The sequence below is a fragment of the Actinosynnema pretiosum genome (assembly GCF_002354875.1).
GTDB classification, from domain to species: domain Bacteria; phylum Actinomycetota; class Actinomycetes; order Mycobacteriales; family Pseudonocardiaceae; genus Actinosynnema; species Actinosynnema auranticum.
The window spans coordinates 1,745,045-1,759,827 of sequence record NZ_CP023445.1 but is presented as its reverse complement, the minus strand read 5'-3'; the positions used below and the strand labels follow the sequence as shown (position 1 = coordinate 1,759,827).

The 14,783-nt window shown below is 73.1% G+C and carries 18 protein-coding genes; 9 read left to right on the top strand and 9 right to left on the bottom strand.

Going from position 1 to position 14,783, the window contains the following annotated elements; translation table 11 throughout:
* Positions 1–52 precede the first annotated feature (52 nt).
* From CNX65_RS36755 to cmk, 6 genes are read right to left on the bottom strand one after another with little or no spacing between them, the layout of a single operon-like run.
* Entirely contained in the window at positions 53–649 is a 597-nt protein-coding gene (locus CNX65_RS36755) for a sensor histidine kinase (RefSeq protein ID WP_232520135.1), read from the bottom strand.
* 20 nt (positions 650–669) lie between these two features.
* The gene (locus tag CNX65_RS36750) at positions 670–1,158 is read right to left on the bottom strand and encodes a hypothetical protein (protein WP_232519749.1); all 489 of its coding nucleotides are present in this window, start codon (positions 1,156–1,158) and stop codon (positions 670–672) included.
* Positions 1,155–1,799: a response regulator gene (locus CNX65_RS08025; protein ID WP_096492196.1), complete on the bottom strand. Its 645-nt coding sequence runs from the start codon at positions 1,797–1,799 to the stop codon at positions 1,155–1,157. The genes CNX65_RS36750 and CNX65_RS08025 overlap by 4 nt, the downstream gene beginning before the upstream one ends.
* Before the next feature lie 41 nt (positions 1,800–1,840).
* The gene (der, locus tag CNX65_RS08020; RefSeq protein WP_096492195.1) at positions 1,841–3,256 is read right to left on the bottom strand and encodes a ribosome biogenesis GTPase Der; all 1,416 of its coding nucleotides are present in this window, start codon (positions 3,254–3,256) and stop codon (positions 1,841–1,843) included.
* A complete protein-coding gene (locus CNX65_RS08015; RefSeq protein ID WP_096492194.1) occupies positions 3,253–4,041 on the bottom strand; it encodes a lysophospholipid acyltransferase family protein in 789 nt (262 codons plus the stop codon). Before CNX65_RS08015 ends, der begins: the two co-directional genes overlap by 4 nt.
* Positions 4,038–4,757, bottom strand: a complete 720-nt coding sequence (gene cmk / locus CNX65_RS08010) for a (d)CMP kinase (protein WP_096492193.1) — start codon at positions 4,755–4,757, stop codon at positions 4,038–4,040. Before cmk ends, CNX65_RS08015 begins: the two co-directional genes overlap by 4 nt.
* A 677-nt stretch (positions 4,758–5,434) precedes the next feature.
* Here cmk and CNX65_RS08005 point away from each other — a divergent pair.
* The 4 genes from CNX65_RS08005 (at position 5,435) to CNX65_RS07990 (ending at position 9,142) form a co-directional block, all read left to right on the top strand.
* A complete protein-coding gene (locus tag CNX65_RS08005) occupies positions 5,435–5,917 on the top strand; it encodes a cation:proton antiporter regulatory subunit (protein ID WP_015800451.1) in 483 nt (160 codons plus the stop codon).
* Positions 5,918–5,922: 5 nt separating this feature from the next.
* The gene (locus tag CNX65_RS08000; protein ID WP_096492192.1) at positions 5,923–7,104 is read left to right on the top strand and encodes a cation:proton antiporter; all 1,182 of its coding nucleotides are present in this window, start codon (positions 5,923–5,925) and stop codon (positions 7,102–7,104) included.
* Positions 7,105–7,220: 116 nt separating this feature from the next.
* Entirely contained in the window at positions 7,221–8,429 is a 1,209-nt protein-coding gene (locus CNX65_RS07995; protein ID WP_096492191.1) for a S8 family serine peptidase, read from the top strand.
* Between the two features lie 227 nt (positions 8,430–8,656).
* A complete protein-coding gene (locus CNX65_RS07990) occupies positions 8,657–9,142 on the top strand; it encodes a DUF6319 family protein (RefSeq protein ID WP_096492190.1) in 486 nt (161 codons plus the stop codon).
* Positions 9,143–9,314: 172 nt separating this feature from the next.
* Here the strand turns inward: CNX65_RS07990 and CNX65_RS07985 are convergent, their stop codons facing one another.
* Together CNX65_RS07985 and CNX65_RS07980 are read right to left on the bottom strand one after the other, a co-directional pair.
* Positions 9,315–10,271 (bottom strand): quinone oxidoreductase family protein, encoded by a 957-nt coding sequence (locus CNX65_RS07985; protein ID WP_096492189.1) that lies wholly within the window; start codon positions 10,269–10,271, stop codon positions 9,315–9,317.
* Positions 10,271–11,083: an SDR family oxidoreductase gene (locus CNX65_RS07980; protein ID WP_096492188.1), complete on the bottom strand. Its 813-nt coding sequence runs from the start codon at positions 11,081–11,083 to the stop codon at positions 10,271–10,273. The genes CNX65_RS07985 and CNX65_RS07980 overlap by 1 nt, the downstream gene beginning before the upstream one ends.
* Positions 11,084–11,296: 213 nt before the next feature.
* Between CNX65_RS07980 and CNX65_RS07975 the strand changes: the two genes are divergently transcribed.
* The 5 genes from CNX65_RS07975 (at position 11,297) to CNX65_RS07955 (ending at position 14,139) form a co-directional block, all read left to right on the top strand.
* On the top strand, positions 11,297–11,782 hold the full coding sequence (locus CNX65_RS07975; RefSeq protein ID WP_096492187.1) for a hypothetical protein: 486 nt from the start codon (positions 11,297–11,299) through the stop codon (positions 11,780–11,782).
* 89 nt (positions 11,783–11,871) lie between these two features.
* Positions 11,872–12,627 carry an SDR family oxidoreductase gene (locus tag CNX65_RS07970; RefSeq protein WP_096492186.1) on the top strand — a complete coding sequence of 252 codons (756 nt, stop codon included), beginning with the start codon at positions 11,872–11,874 and terminating at the stop codon, positions 12,625–12,627.
* Positions 12,627–13,088: a MaoC family dehydratase gene (locus tag CNX65_RS07965; protein ID WP_096492185.1), complete on the top strand. Its 462-nt coding sequence runs from the start codon at positions 12,627–12,629 to the stop codon at positions 13,086–13,088. Before CNX65_RS07970 ends, CNX65_RS07965 begins: the two co-directional genes overlap by 1 nt.
* 77 nt (positions 13,089–13,165) lie before the next feature.
* The gene (locus CNX65_RS07960) at positions 13,166–13,558 is read left to right on the top strand and encodes a hypothetical protein (RefSeq protein WP_232519748.1); all 393 of its coding nucleotides are present in this window, start codon (positions 13,166–13,168) and stop codon (positions 13,556–13,558) included.
* A gap of 29 nt (positions 13,559–13,587) precedes the next feature.
* Positions 13,588–14,139 carry a DUF3558 family protein gene (locus tag CNX65_RS07955; protein ID WP_096492184.1) on the top strand — a complete coding sequence of 184 codons (552 nt, stop codon included), beginning with the start codon at positions 13,588–13,590 and terminating at the stop codon, positions 14,137–14,139.
* A 49-nt stretch (positions 14,140–14,188) separates the two neighbouring features.
* Here CNX65_RS07955 and CNX65_RS07950 read toward each other — a convergent pair whose 3' ends face one another.
* Entirely contained in the window at positions 14,189–14,758 is a 570-nt protein-coding gene (locus tag CNX65_RS07950) for a TetR/AcrR family transcriptional regulator (RefSeq protein ID WP_096492183.1), read from the bottom strand.
* Between the last annotated feature and the right edge of the window lie 25 nt (positions 14,759–14,783).

The window sequence follows — 14,783 nt, the reverse complement described above, 5'->3', positions numbered from 1 at the left end:
CGCATCCCAGAACCCCCTTTTCACGGGGGTCCCCAACCGCCCCCACCTGCGGTTATGCCGTCCCACGGCCACTCGGCGCCCTCCAGACCCCGCTCACCCCCAGAGCACTCGTGGGGAGGGTTGCGCGGACCTCGAAGCCGCCTTCGGGGGTTGGGGTTGCGGTCAGGGTGCCGCCCAGGAGGGCTACTCGTTCGGACAGGCCGTGCAGGCCTTGGCCGCCCGGGGGTGGTGGGGGGTGCACGGGGTGTGGGGGTGGGGCGTTCAGGACCTGGACCACCAGGGTGTCGGCGCGTTCTGCCAGGAGGATGTGGATCGGGGCGTTCGGGGCGTGCTTGGTGGCGTTCGTCAGGGACTCCTGGACCAGCCTGAAGACCGCGCGGCTTGTTGACGGGGGTAGCGGGGTGCTCGTTCGGTCGGTCAGGGTTATCCGGGCGCCGGTCGCGGTGGCTCTGGCCACCAGGGTCGGGAGGTCGTGGTGGGTGTTGGGGGTGGGGGCGGAGTTCAGGAGGCCCAGGGTTGCGCGCATCTCCGCCAAGGACTCCTTCGCCAGGGCGCGGAGGCGGGTTGCGGCTGCCCTGGTTTCCGGGTCCGGGGTGGTCGCGGAGAGGGCCGCGGCCTCTACGGCTATCAGGGTGGCGTGGTGGCCCACCACGTCGTGGATCTCCCTGGCTATCCTCGCCCGCTCGCCCGCTCGGCCGCCCTGGCGCCCTCCTCCCGCGCGGCCAGCTCCGCCGTTCTCGCCCTCCGGGCCTCGGAGAGGGTCGCGGTCAGCTCTTGGCGCATCCTCAGGAGCGCGCCCAGGGCTGTGGGCATCACGGCCATGAAGAGGGTGAACGCGTAGGTCAGGACGGCTTGGGTGAGGGGCGGGGACTGGGTGACCACCGAGGGGGTCGCCGCCGCCGCGGAGCTCACGACGACCCAGGCGGCGGCCAGCGCGGGGCGCTCGTGCCTGCCCACGCGGTAGAGGGCCACCACGGCGGGGGGCCAGCCCAGGCCGCCGATCAGAGCGGGGAGGCAGACGCAGGGGGCCGCCTTGCGGAAGGGGAGGGCGGCGCAGGCCAGGAGAGCCAGGGGTTCGGACCAGGGGTGGGGGCCCGCGTCCACCAGGAGGACCAGGGCCGCCGCGGCTGCGGGGGACACCAGGGAGCGGGCGGTCACCACGTCCGGCCCACCCGGTGGGCCACCAGGGCCGCCTGCACGCGGTTCTCCACGCCCAGCTTCATCAGGACCGTGCTGACGTACGACTTGACGGTCGCCTCGCTCAGCCCCAGCTCCGCCGCGATCGCCGCGTTCGGCAGGCCGTCCGACAGCAGCTCCAGCACCTGGCGCTCGCGCGTGCTCAGCGCGTCCAGCTGGGGGTTCGGGCGCAGCAGCCTGCCCGCCCTCAGCCTCGGCAGCAGCCTCGCCGCGATCCTGGGGTCCAGGACCGCGCCACCCGCCGCCAGGTCCAGCACGGCCCTGACCAGGACTTCCGGCTCCGCGTCCTTGAGCAGGAAGCCCTGGGCGCCCACGTCCAGGGCCGTCGCCACGTAGTCGTCCAGGTCGAACGTGGTCAGCACCGCCACGGCGGGCGGGTCCGGGCGGCCCAGGAGGACGCGGAGGGCCGACAGGCCGTCGGTTCCCGGCATCTGCACGTCCACGAGCGCCACGTCCGGGGCGGTGGCGCGGACCGCGGACAGCAGGGCCGCGCCGTCACCCGCCTCGGCGACGACCTCGACCCGGCCGTCCGCCTCCAGGAGGACCTTCACCCCCCGGCGGAGCTGCGGCTCGTCGTCCGCGAGGACCAATCGCACCGGCACAGCGCAAAGGCAACCTCACTGCGCCGTTCGGGGCAACCGGATCACTTCTTCGCGCGCTTCTCCCGCTTCTCGCGCACGCGCACCGAGATCCGCACCGGGCTGCCCTCGAAGCCGAACTCCTCGCGGAGCTTGCGCTCGATGTACCGGCGGTAGCCCGCCTCCAGGAAACCGGTCGTGAACAGCACGAACGTCGGCGGCCTGGTGGCCGCCTGGGTGGCGAACAGGACCTTCGGCTGCTTGCCGCCGCGCACCGGCGGCGGGGTCGCGGCGATCAGGTCGGTCAGCCACGAGTTCAGCCGTCCGGTGGGCACGCGGGTGTCCCACGAGGCCAGCGCGGTGCGCAGGGCGGGCGCGATCTTGCGCACGGAGCGGCCGGTCAGGGCCGAGATGTTCACGCGCTCGGCCCACGGCACGCGCACCAGGCCGCGCTCCAGCTCGCGGACCATGGCGTTGCGGCGGTCCTCGTCGACCAGGTCCCACTTGTTGAACGCCAGCACGCACGCGCGACCGGACTCCACGACCATGGTCAGCACCCGCAGGTCCTGCTCGCTGATCGGCTCGCCCGCGTCCAGCAGCACGACCGCGACCTCGGCGGACTCGATGGCCGCCTTGGTGCGCAGCGACGCGTAGTACTCGGCGCCGCTGGCGAAGTTGACCCGCTTGCGCAGGCCCGCGGTGTCGACGAAGCGCCACACCTCGTCGTCCAGCTCGACCAGCGAGTCGACCGGGTCGACGGTGGTGCCCGCGACCGAGTCGACCACCGAGCGGTTCTCGCCGGTGAGGCGGTTGAGCAGGCTCGACTTGCCCACGTTCGGGCGGCCGACGAGCGCCACGCGGCGGGGGCCGCCGGTGTTCGCGCCGAACGTGTCGCGCGGGGTCTCCGGGAGGACCTCCAGGATCTTGTCGAGCACGTCGCCCGAGCCGCGGCCGTGCAGGCCGGACACCGGCATCGGCTCGCCGAGGCCCAGCGACCACAGGGTGGCGACCTCGGCCATCAGCCGCTCGTCGTCGACCTTGTTGGCCACCAGCAGCACCGGCGCCTTGGAGCGGCGCAGCACCTTCGCGACGGCCTCGTCGGTGGTGGTGGCGCCCACGGACGCGTCGACCACCAGCAGCACCGCGTCGGCGGTCTGCATGGCCAGCTCGGCCTGCGCCGCGACGGAGGCCATCATGCCGGTGGCGTCGGGCTCCCAGCCGCCGGTGTCGACCACGGTGAACTTCCGGCCGTTCCACAGGGCGTCGTAGGCGACGCGGTCCCTGGTCACGCCGGGCACGTCCTGCACGACCGCCTCGCGGCGGCCGATGATCCGGTTGACCAGGGTCGACTTGCCCACGTTGGGGCGGCCGACGATGGCCAGCACCGGCTGGGCCGGGGTGGCCTCGTCAGCGTCCGCCGACTCGTCGTCGAAGGCGGTCCAGTCGGACTCGTCCGTCCACGTGCCGTCCAAGTCCGTCATCGTGCTTCTCCATTGCTTCGTCTGGTGTCGAGCTCGGCCACCAGCGCCACGAGGCGGTCGCGGACCTGCTCGGTTGCCTCGGCCAGGCCCTGCCTGCCCTTGGCGGTGGACGCCTCGAACGGCTCGCCCACGAGGATGTCGACCACGGGCAGGAACCGGCGGCGGGAGCCCTCCGGCCTGCGCGCGCCGCGCACCGCCATCGGGACGATGAGCGCCCCGGAGGTGCGGGCGAGCCACGCGGCGCCCTGCTGCGCGCTGGCCATGTCGCCGTCGCCCCTGGTGCCCTCGGGGAACACGCCGAGCGTGCCGCCCGCCTTGAGCACCTTCTGCGCCGCGATCAGGGTGGCGCGGTCGGGTTCGCCGCGCTTGACGCCCAGCTGGCCCGCGCTGCGCAGGTACGCGCCCACCAGGCCCTTGAACATCTCGTTCTTGATCAGGAAGACCATGCGGCGCGGCATCTTGATGACGCCGAAGATCAGCGGGCCGTCCACGAAGGAGCTGTGGTTGGCCACGACGACGATGCCGCCGGTGGCGGGGATGCGCTCCAGGTTGTGCGCGCGCACCCGGTAGGGGAAGGCGAAGAAGCGCCTGCCGAGCCAGCGGGCGAACGTGTGGCCGAGGTCGGTGGCGCCCTCGGGCAGCTGGGTCGCGTAGGAGAGCTTGACGCTCTTCTTGCGCAGCTTGGGGAACTCCGCGACGCGCGCGGGGGCGGCGCTCACGGGGGCGCCCGCGCTCTCTGCGCTCTCGGGGGTCCGCTCGGGACCGCTGTCGGTGCGCTCGCTCATCCCGTCACCCGCTCGTGGCGAAGCCCGCGCTCCTCGACCATGGCCAGCAGCGCGTCGAGCGTGCCCGCCAGGTCGAGCGGGGTGGTGTCCAGCTCGACGGCGTCGGCGGCCGGGCGCAGCGGGGACACCTGGCGGGTCGAGTCGTAGTCGTCCCGCCGTGTCACGTCCGCGAGTGTCCGCTCCACCGTCGTCGCCCGCCCCGAGTCGTTGTCCTGCTTGGTGCGGCGGCGCGCGCGGGCCTCGGCGTCGGCGGTCAGGTAGACCTTGAGCGGCGCGTCGGGGGCGACGACGGTGCCGATGTCGCGGCCCTCCACGACGATGCCGCCCGCCTGCTCGACCGCCTCGGCGATGATCCGCCGCTGCTCGGCCACCAGCAGCTCGCGCACGCCGCCGGTCGCGGAGACCGGGGACACCGCGAGGGTGACCTCGGGGCCCCGGATCTCGGCGCCGACGTCGACGCCGTCGAGCCGGGTGGTCGAGTTCGCCGGGTCGGTGCTCTGCACGAGCAGCGCGCGGCGCGCGGTCCCGGTCACCGCCACCGGGTCGTGGGGGTCGACGCCCGCGCGCAGCACGGCCAGCGCGACCGCCCGGTACATGGCGCCCGTGTCCAGGTAGCGAGCCCCCAGGAGTGCGGCCAGTCCGCGCGCGGCTGAGGACTTGCCGGTGCCGGAAGGCCCGTCCAGGGCCACCACGCCACGCAGCTCACCGTGTCCCACCGCAGGTTCCTCCAAGCCGAGCCGCTGATCCGAGCAGAAGTCTGATTCGGCTCATTGTGCCCGGTGTGCGGGGTCACCTTCGAATCGCCCTGGTCAGGGGTCCGGGAACGGGCGGGGGCGGCGGGAAGGGCCTGATCACCGGCGGTGGCCGGGTGGGCGGCCCGCGCGGGTCCGCGGCGGCGGCGCGGGCGGTGGCGGGCGGAATTCGCGCGCGGCGGGGACGGCGGCGATTCCGGGGGTCGGCGGGCTCGCCCGCGCGTGGTGGTGGGGCACCTCGCCGAAACGGGTGGAAAAGGGCGTTCCGGGATGAATCCCCGAGCCCCGCGCGTTGGGATCCAGCGAGCCCGCTCACAACCGGGGAGGCGGCGCGGGCGAGGTTTCGGCGGTGGCGAAAAGTCCGTTTGGTTCCAAAGGCCCGAAAAGCCCGCGACCTGCGACGATCGTCCCGCCCGACCTTCAGCGAACAGCAAGGTTCGCCCGTTTCACGCGGTCCGCGCAGCTTGTAGCGTGCGGTCGCGCCGGGAACCGGACGATGCTCCGAACGGCCCAGCGCCGCGCACCCGCGGCGACCGCCGTCCCCCGTCCGCCCACCTCCCGCAGCGGGGCACAATCGCGGTTTCCCGGTTTCCGCGAGAAGCGCTCCAGCGGGAACAACCCGAAAGGCAGGAAGGCAGTCCGTGAACGTCGAAGTAACCCCCCTTCCGGGGATCGGCACCCGTCAGGACTTCATGATCCGAGCCGGGCGTCGCATGGGGGTGATCACGTACCGCGACGGCCGCTTCGAGCTGATCATCTCGAAGGAGGAGGACGCGGACGCGTGCTCCGCCTCCATAGCGCTCACGCCCGCCGAGGCGGGCACGCTCGCGAGCCTGCTCGGCGCGCCCGGCCTGGTCGCGCACCTGGAGCACCAGCACAAGGACGTGGCGGGCATCACCACGCGCCAGTTCCCGATCGTGCCGGGCTCCCGGTACGACGGCGAGACGCTGGCCGCCACCGAGCTGCGCACCCGCACGGGCGCGTCGGTCGTGGCCGTGGTCCGCTCCGGCAACGCGCACCCCTCGCCCCGCCCCGACTTCGTGTTCGAGGGCGGTGACCTGGTGGTCGTGGTCGGCACGTCCGAGGGCCTCGCCTCGACAGCCGACGTCCTGGGCGGTGGCTGAGCCAGGTGCACAACACGGCCATCTCCCTCATCCAGCTGGGCGCGATCTTCTTCGGGCTCGGCGTCCTCGGCAGGCTCGCCTGGAAGATCGGCATCTCGCCGATCCCGCTCTACCTGATCGGTGGGCTGGCCTTCGGGGAAGGCGGCCTGGTGCCGCTGCACGGCATCGAGGAGTTCACGCACATCGCCAGCGAGATCGGCGTGATCCTCCTGCTCCTGCTGCTGGGCCTGGAGTACTCGGCGAGCGAGCTGATGACCGGTCTCAAGCGGTCGTGGACGGCGGGCGTGGTGGACATCGTCCTCAACGCCACTCCGGGCGCGGTCGTGGGCCTGCTGCTGGGCTGGGGCCCGGTGGGCGCGCTGGCGATGGCGGGCGTCACCTACATCTCGTCGTCCGGCATCATCGCGAAGGTCCTCGGCGACCTCGGCAGGCTCGGCAACCGGGAGACGCCGGTGATCCTGTCGGTCCTGGTGTTCGAGGACCTGGCGATGGCGCTGTACCTGCCGATCCTGACCACGGTCCTGGCGGGCGTGAGCTTCGTCAGCGGCCTGACGGCGGTGGGCATCTCGCTGGCCGCGATCACCGTGGTGCTCGTGGTGGCGCTGAAGTACGGCCGCTACGTGTCGGCCGTGGTGGACAGCCCGGACCCCGAGGTGTTCCTGCTCAAGGTGCTGGGCGCCGCGCTGCTCGTGGCGGGTGTCGCCTCGCAGCTGCAGGTGTCGGCGGCGGTGGGCGCGTTCCTGCTCGGCATCGCGATCTCCGGCTCCACGGCGGAGAACGCGACGCGGATGCTGGAACCGCTGCGGGACCTGTTCGCCGCGATGTTCTTCGTGGTGTTCGGGCTCAACACCGAGCCGTCGTCGATCCCGCCGGTGCTGGCGCTCGCGCTGGGGCTGGCCGCGGTCACGACCGTCACGAAGGTGCTGACCGGCGCGTGGGCGGCGAAGCGTCAGGGCATCGGTCCGATGGGCCGGGCGAGGGCCGGGGCGGCGCTGGTGGCGCGCGGCGAGTTCTCCATCGTCATCGCCAGCCTCACCGTCGCGTCCGGCGCGGTGGACGGGGAGCTGGCCGCGCTGGCGACCGCCTACGTGCTGCTGATGGCGGTCTTCGGACCGGTCGCGGCGCGCGTGGTCGAGCCGGTGGCGCGGATGGTCCAAAAGCGTGGTGCTGTCACGGCATCCGCTTAAGGCGGTATCCCAGGGCGTTGTGGGCGTTCGACTATGACGTCGCGCGGACGTGATCCCGCTCCAGGCGGGCACGTCCGCGCGGCAGCCGACCGCCGCCTCACCCCGAAGGGGTCGCCATGCCTGAGACATCGGAGTCGGGAAGCACCACGACCGGCCGCTACCTCGTCCTGCTGGACGAGGGCTCGGTGGCCGCGGGAGCGCAGGAGATGCAGCGGGTCGCGGGGCTCACCGCGGCCAGCACGGCGGACTCGCCGACGAGCGAGCAGCTCGCCGCGGCCGACGGGCTGATCTTCCAGGACCTCGGGGTGGCCGTGGTGACGGCCGTGCCCGACCAGGTCGACCGGCTGGTCCGCGCCGCCGAGGCCTCCGGGCCGATCGCGGTGGTCGAGCCGGAGCGGATCGTGCAGGCGTACATCAGCCTCGAAGTGGACGGGGACGTCGCCGAGGAGGGGACGGACGCGGTCGACGAGTCGGCGTTCACCTGGGGGCTCCAGGCGACCGGCGCGGTCAAGAGCGAGGCCACCGGCAAGGGCGTGCGGGTCGCGGTGCTGGACACCGGGTTCACCACCGCGCACGGCGACTTCGCCGGGCGGACCGTCGTGACGAACTCGTTCATCACCGGTGAGAGCGTCGAGGACGCGCACGGGCACGGGACGCACTGCATCGGCACCTCCTGCGGTCCGCGCACGCCCGCGCTCGGCGGGCCGGGCTACGGGATCGCCCACGAGGCGGAGATCTACGCGGGCAAGGTGCTGTCGAACGCCGGGTTCGGCTCGGACGGCGGCATCCTCGCGGGCATCGCCTGGGCGGTGGCCAACGGGTGCGCGGTGGTGTCGATGTCGCTGGGCGCCGGGGTGCGGCCGGGAACGCCGTACTCGCAGGTGTTCGAGCAGGCCGCGCAGCGCGCGATCGCCAAGGGCACGGTGATCATCGCGGCGGCGGGCAACGAGAGCGGGCGGCCGGGCCGGATCAACCCCGTGGGGCACCCGGCGAACTGCCCGACGATCCTGGCGGTCGGCGCGGTGGACGTGAAGCGCGTCGTCGCGGACTTCTCCTGCGGGTCGGTGGACCCGCACGGCCAGGTCGACCTGGTCGGGCCGGGAGTGGACGTGCTGTCCTCCTGGAACGGCTCGGGCGGCGGGGCGTGGACGAAGCGGCTGCGCGGGACCAGCATGGCGACCCCGCACGTGGCGGGGGTCGCGGCGCTGATCGCGCAGAAGCACAACGCTCGTGGCTGGGAGCTGTGGGCCAGGCTGGCGCAGTCCGGGCTGCGGCTGCCGGTGTCCTCCGCGGACGTCGGCGGCGGGCTGGTGCAGGCGCCCTGACGGTCGTGGTCGGCGCGGGGGCGGCCTGCGCGGGGGCGTGAGCTGTGGCGGGGCCGGTGGCCGGGGAACTCCTCGGCCACCGGCCCCGCGCTCGTCGGCGGGGGCGGCGGGTCCACACCGGACGGATGGGCTCCCCGTTGCGCGGGGCGGGGGGCGCAACCCCCTAATATCTGATCCCTCGCGGTCGCCCCGTCGATCGAACGAGTGTTCTAGAATCGCGCCCGCTCATGCCGGACGCGCAGAGAGGAAACGTGCAGGTGGACACGCTCGTGGAGCAGGAAGACAACGCGGTCGCCCAGGCGGCCGGCGCCCCGGCGCAGGAGGCCACCTCCGCGGAGGCCGTCCCGGCGGCGGAGAAGCCCGAGGCCACCGCCCCCAAGGCCGAGGAGCCCAAGGCCGAGGACGCCAAGCCCGCGAAGCGGGTCAAGAGCACGGCCAAGAAGACCCGCACGGTCGAGCTGACGCTGACCGTGACCGGCACCGCCGACGGCGAGTGGCAGGCCGACCTGGTGCACGGCACCCGGCGGATCGTGTCGGGCCTGTCGGTGCCCGCCGCGGCCGTGGCCCGCGCGGCCAAGGAGCTGCACGAGGACATCGCCAACGAGATCGAGGTCGTGGTCGAGGCCGCTCGCGAGCAGCACCGCAGCCGCATGGAGGAGCTGGAGGCCGAGCTGGCCAAGGTCAAGCAGGCGCTGGCCGAGCTGAACGACTGAGCACCTGACCGGTCCCGCCCCGACCGCCGGTGATCCGGCGGCGGGACGGGCAGCGGGCTGACCGAGGGCTCCCCACCGCGAGGTGGGGAGCCCTCGTGCGTGCGGGGCCTTCCTCGGCGGGGCCTTCCTCGGCGGGACCGTTCAGGTGTCAGCCGTTCAGGGGAAATCCCGGTCAGCGGTTGGGGTCGAGCAGGAGCTTGCCGGTGGTGCGCCTGGCCAGCAGGTCCTCGTGGGCGCGCCGGACCTCGGACAGGCCGTAGTCGCCGCCCGCGACCGCGCGCAGCTCGCCCGCCGCGACCAGCTCGAACAGCTCGGCCACGGCGCGGTGCACCGGGCGGTCCGGGAGGCGGAACGCGTGCTGGAGCCACAGGCCCGCGACCGTGCGGGACTTGGCCATCAGGCGGACGAGCTGCACCGGGGTGGGCTCGGTGCGGTTGGCCATGCCGTAGAAGGCGAGCCTGCCGAACGGTCCGAGGGCCTCGATGCTCGCGTCCGTGGTGGGGCCGCCGGTCATGTCGAGCACCACGTCGACGCCCCGGCCGTCGTTGGCGTCCTTCAGCGCGGCGGCCATGTCCTCGGTGGTGGAGTCGAGCGCGACGTCCGCGCCCAGGTCCAGCGCGAGGCGGCGCTTGTCCTCGGAGCTGGCGGTGGCGATCACCCGGCCCGCGCCCCAGCGGCGGGCCAGCTGGACGGCGATCGTGCCGACCCCGCCCGCGGCGGCGTGGACCACGACGGTCTCGCCCCGGCGCATCGGGGCGGTGCGGCGCAGCAGCAGCCAGGCCGTGGCGCCCTGGGCGACCATGCTCAGCGCGTGCAGGTCGTCCACCGAGTCGGGGACGTCGAACGCGGTGACCTCGGGGACGATCGCGAACTGGGCGTAGCCGCCGCCCCTGGTGAGGCCGGTGACGCGGCGGCCGTCGCCGGTGGTGCCGACGACCTCGCCGCCGGGGATCACCGGCAGGACCGTGCGGGTGAGGTAGCTGTTCTCGGTCTGGTGGGTGTCGGCGAAGTTCACGCCCGCCCGGCTGACCTCGACCAGCAGCTCCCCCGGCTCGGGGGTGGGCGCGGGCAGCTCGACCTGGGTCAGGACCTCGGGCCCGCCGAACTCGGTGATCTGGACGGCGCGCATCAGGCGTTCTCCTGGGACTGGGTTCCGCCGGTGGTCAGGCCGGAGGGGGTGAGGTCGACCCGCGCGCCGTCCGCGGTGCGGGGGCCGGGCGGGGTGCGGAAGGCGAACGGCTCGGGGGCGCGGTTGGCCTGCACGAACCAGCACTCCCCCGGCTGGCCGCCGCGCAGGACGGCGAGGTAGGCGTCGACCACGGCGGACACCGGCATGATCGGCATCCCGGCGGCGGTGAGGCCGTCGCGGATGCCGGTGATGATGGCGGTGTCGGCGAACGAGGGGCAGACGGCGTTGACCGTGACGCCGGACGCGGCCAGCTGCGGGCCGAGCGAGCGGACCAGGCCGACGACGGCGGCCTTGTTGGCGCCGTAGAGGGGGTCGATGGGGACGGGCATGAGGCCGGCCATGCTGGCGGTGACGACGATCCGGCCGCCGCCGCGCGCCTGGAGGGCGGGCAGCGCCGCGCGCACACCGAAGACCACGCCGTCGAGGTTGACGCCCATGACGGCGCGGTAGCGCTCGACGTCGAAGTCCTCGCCGAGGCCCATGCCGGTGGAGATGCCCGCGTTGAGGATGGCCAGGTCGAGGCCGCCGAAGTGCTCGGTGGTGAGCGCGACGGCGGCGGTGAGGGCGTCCGGGTCGCGGACGTCGCAGCGGGTGTAGCGGCCACCGATCGCGTCGGCGACGGCCTGGCCTGCGGCGTCGTCGACGTCGGCGACGACCACCTGGGCGCCGAGACCGGCGAGCGCTCTGGCCACCCCCGCCCCGATGCCGCCGGCGGCTCCGGTGATCAGGGCGACCTTGCCGCTGAACTCCACTCGTTCCTCCTGCCGACAGGGCATTCCGACTGGTCGGTATGGTCCCGGCGGGGTGGTGGGGGCGTCAAGACCCGATCACGGGGGAGGTGGTCGGCGCAGGTCGGCGGGAGGCGGAGCGGCTGGGGGCGTGCGGGCGCTCGCCGGGCGGGCCTTCCCCCGGTTGCGGCGGCTGGACCTGAACAGCAACGTGCTCGGGCCGGAGGGGGCGCGGGAGTGCGCGCTGGAGCGGCTGGACCTGGACGGGGCGGGCTCGGCGAGTACTACTCCGGGCTGGGAGACGCTCGGGCGTGGCGGACGCCGGTCGCACTGGGGCTGGACGAGTGCGGGCTGGACGACGCGGAGTTCGAGGGGCTGGCGGAGGTGGACGCGCCCCGGTTGCGGGCGGTGTCGCTGGAGTTCAACGCGCTGCGGGAGCGGGGTGGGCGGACGCTGGCGGGGGCGGTGCTGCCCCGGTTGTGGTGGGTGGGGCTGCACGACAGCGTGGTGGAGGACGGGGCGGTGGTGGCGCTGGCGTCGGGGGTGGCGCGGCGGTTGCTGGAGCTGGACCTGGAGCGGGTTGGGCAGGAGCCAGCGCCGGAACCGGGGCCGATCGACGAGGAGTTGCGGGACCAGGACTTCCAGGGCCGGAGGGTCGCACGGCACCGCGAGGGGGTGGCGCGGGCGGTGGGGTTCGCGCGGTCGCTGGTGGACGGGGGCTGATCGGGGGCGAGGGGCCTTCGGGGGTGGTGCGGTCCGGCGCCGGGCCGCTAGGTTCCGCTCGTTCTGGCCCGCTGATCGAGGAGGTTCACGTGGCCGAGGGACGGGTTGCGGTCGTCACCGGGGCGGCTCGGGGGATCGGGGCCGCGGTGGCCGCCCGGTTCGCGCGGGACGGGTTCGCGGTGGCGCTGCTGGACCTGGACGCGGAGCGGTGCGCGGACGGGGTCGCGGCGATCGAGGCGGACGGCGGGCGCGCGCTGGCGGTGGGCGTGGACGTCGTGGACCGGGCGTCGGTGGACGCGGCGGTGGCGCGGGTCGCCGAGGAGCTGGGGCCGCCGGTGGTGCTGGTGAACAACGCCGGGGTGCTGCGGGACAACCTGCTGTTCAAGATGTCCGATAACGACTGGGACACCGTGATCGGGGTGCACCTGCGCGGGGCGTTCCTGATGAGCCGGGCGGTGCAGGCGCACCAGGTGAAGGCCGGGTGGGGGCGGGTGGTGAACCTGTCGAGCACGTCCGCGCTGGGGAACCGGGGGCAGGCGAACTACGCGGCGGCGAAGGCCGGGGTGCAGGGGTTCACGAAGACGCTGGCGATCGAGCTGGGGCGGTTCGGGGTGACCGTGAACGCGATCGCGCCGGGGTTCATCGAGACCGACATGACGGCGGCGACGGCGGCGCGGGTCGGGGTGGACTTCGCGGAGTTCAAGGCGGCCGCGGCGGCGGCGATCCCGGTGGGGCGGGTCGGGGTGCCGGAGGACATCGCGCACACGGCGTCGTTCCTGGTCAGCGAGGGGGCGGGGTTCGTGTCCGGGCAGGTCGTGTACGTCGCAGGCGGGCCTCGGGACTGATGGTGCGCCGGTTCGAGGGGTTGGCGGAGTTCGCTGCGGCTGCCGGGGAGCACCTGGGGTTCGGGCCCTGGCACGAGGTGACGCAGCACGAGGTGGACCTGTTCGCGGAGGCGACGGGGGACCACCAGTGGATCCACGTGGACGTGGAGCGCGCTTCGGCGGGGCCGTTCGGGGGTCCGGTGGCGCACGGGTACCTGACGCTGTCGCTGATCCCGCTGCTGGTGCGGGAGGTGTATTCGGTGGAGGGGGTGTCGATGGGGGTGAACTACGGGCTGAACCGGGTGCGGTTCCCGAGCCCGGTGCTGGTGGGGACGCGGGTGCGGGCGGGGGTGGAGGTGGTGTCGGTGTCCGAGGGCGGGGGTGGCGGGGAGCGGCAGGCGGTGGTCCGGGTGGTCGTGGAGGCGGAGGGGGCGGCGAAGCCGGCTTGCGTGGCGGAGACGGTGGTGCTGCTGGTGCCGTGAGTAGCGCGAAGGTCGCCACGTGGGGGTGGTTCGGGCGGTAACGTTCGGGTCAACGGACTTACCACTGGGGGTGTGACGTGGCGGATGCGCTGAACATCGAGACGATCAAGTCGATGACGGCGAACATGACGAGCCTGAAGCAGAGCGCTGCTTCGGGTGGGTTCGCCATCACGGAATCCGGGGCGGACGCGTACATCCAGGCGATCAACAACGCGCTGGACTCCTTGGGCTCGATGATGTTCAACGTTCAGATCCTGAACCAGGAGACGAAGTTGGGCACGAGCCCCGACGCCATAGCGATGAGCCGCTACAACCTGGAGAACGTGCAGGGCGGCCCTGGGACGATCGGACTCCTTCCCGCCATCCAGGAGCTCATCAAAGCGCTGACCGAGGCCCGTGAGGCGATGGAGCAGGCGAAGCAGAACTACCAGAGCGTCGACCAGTCGAACCAGATGAACTACCCGCAGTAACCGCAGGACATCGTCGGAACGGAAGAGCCTTGACCAAGATTCGTCTCGCTGCCGCGATCCTCGCCGCCGCAGCACTGACCGCCTGCTCCACCGTCGAGCCGGGAAACCCTTCGGCGGCGAGCCCGCAGGGCAGTGCGAGCGGCTCCACCTCCGCCTCGAAGCCGACCTCCGGCTCAGCCCCCTCGGACCAGCTCTCCTCCTGCGAGATCCTCACCGAGGTCGCCGCGGAGCAGGATCTGGAGAACATCCAGGAGCGGACCGGCGGAGCCGCGAGCACCGATGCCTGCAACGCCGAGAACTCGAAGAAGAAGCTGTCCCTCGGACTCAGCATCTACCCGACCCTCGCCCTCGCCGACTACAAGCCGGGTCCGACCTCCAAGATCTCGGACACCACCGTCGGCACGAGGAAGGCGAAGCTGGTCAAGGAAGCCGCGAGCCAGCTCGACTGCGTCATCGCCATCGAGATCTCCCCCACCTCCAGGGCGGACGTCTTCGCGTACTCCATCAACTCGCTCGACGAGGCGTGCGCGACCGCCGAGACCCTGGCCAAGGCCGTGGAGCCCAGCCTCCCCAAGGGCTGACGCGCCCCACCGCCCCTGGCCACCGGGTGCAGCCAGGGGCGGTCGACGCTCAAGCCCGCAGCGAGCTGATCAGCAGGTCCGCGTAGTGCTCCCCCACCTGCCCCGCCGTCAGCGCCCCCTCCGCGCTGTACCACTCGGCCAGGTGGTGCACCGCCCCGAAGAAGTAGTTCACCACCAAATCCGCGGGCGCCGCGGGCGAGAACACTCCCTCCGCCTGCCCCTGCTCCACCAACCCCCGGAACCGCTCGTGGTACCGCCGCCGCTCCGCGCGCAGCCCCAGCCGCTTGTCCTCCGGCAGGTGGTCGGCGCAGCGGAAGTAGACCTTCGCCTGGTCGAAGTTGTCCACGCTCGTCACCACGACGTCCACCGCCGCCGCCCGCAGGCGCTCGTCCACCGGGCCCCGCGCCGCCGCGAAGTGCTCCAGGCGCTCGGTCTGCATCCGCAGCAACCGCCCGTAGATCTCCGCCAGCAGGTCGTCCTTGGACCCGAAGTAGTGGTACATGGCCCCTTTGGTGACGCCCGCCTGCTCCACGACCTCCTGCACCGCCACCCGGTCGTACCCCTTGGCGGCGAACAAGCGCGTCGCTGCGGTGATCAGCCGCTCCGGAACCGTTGCCATGCGCTCAAGGATCGCAGAACCCCCC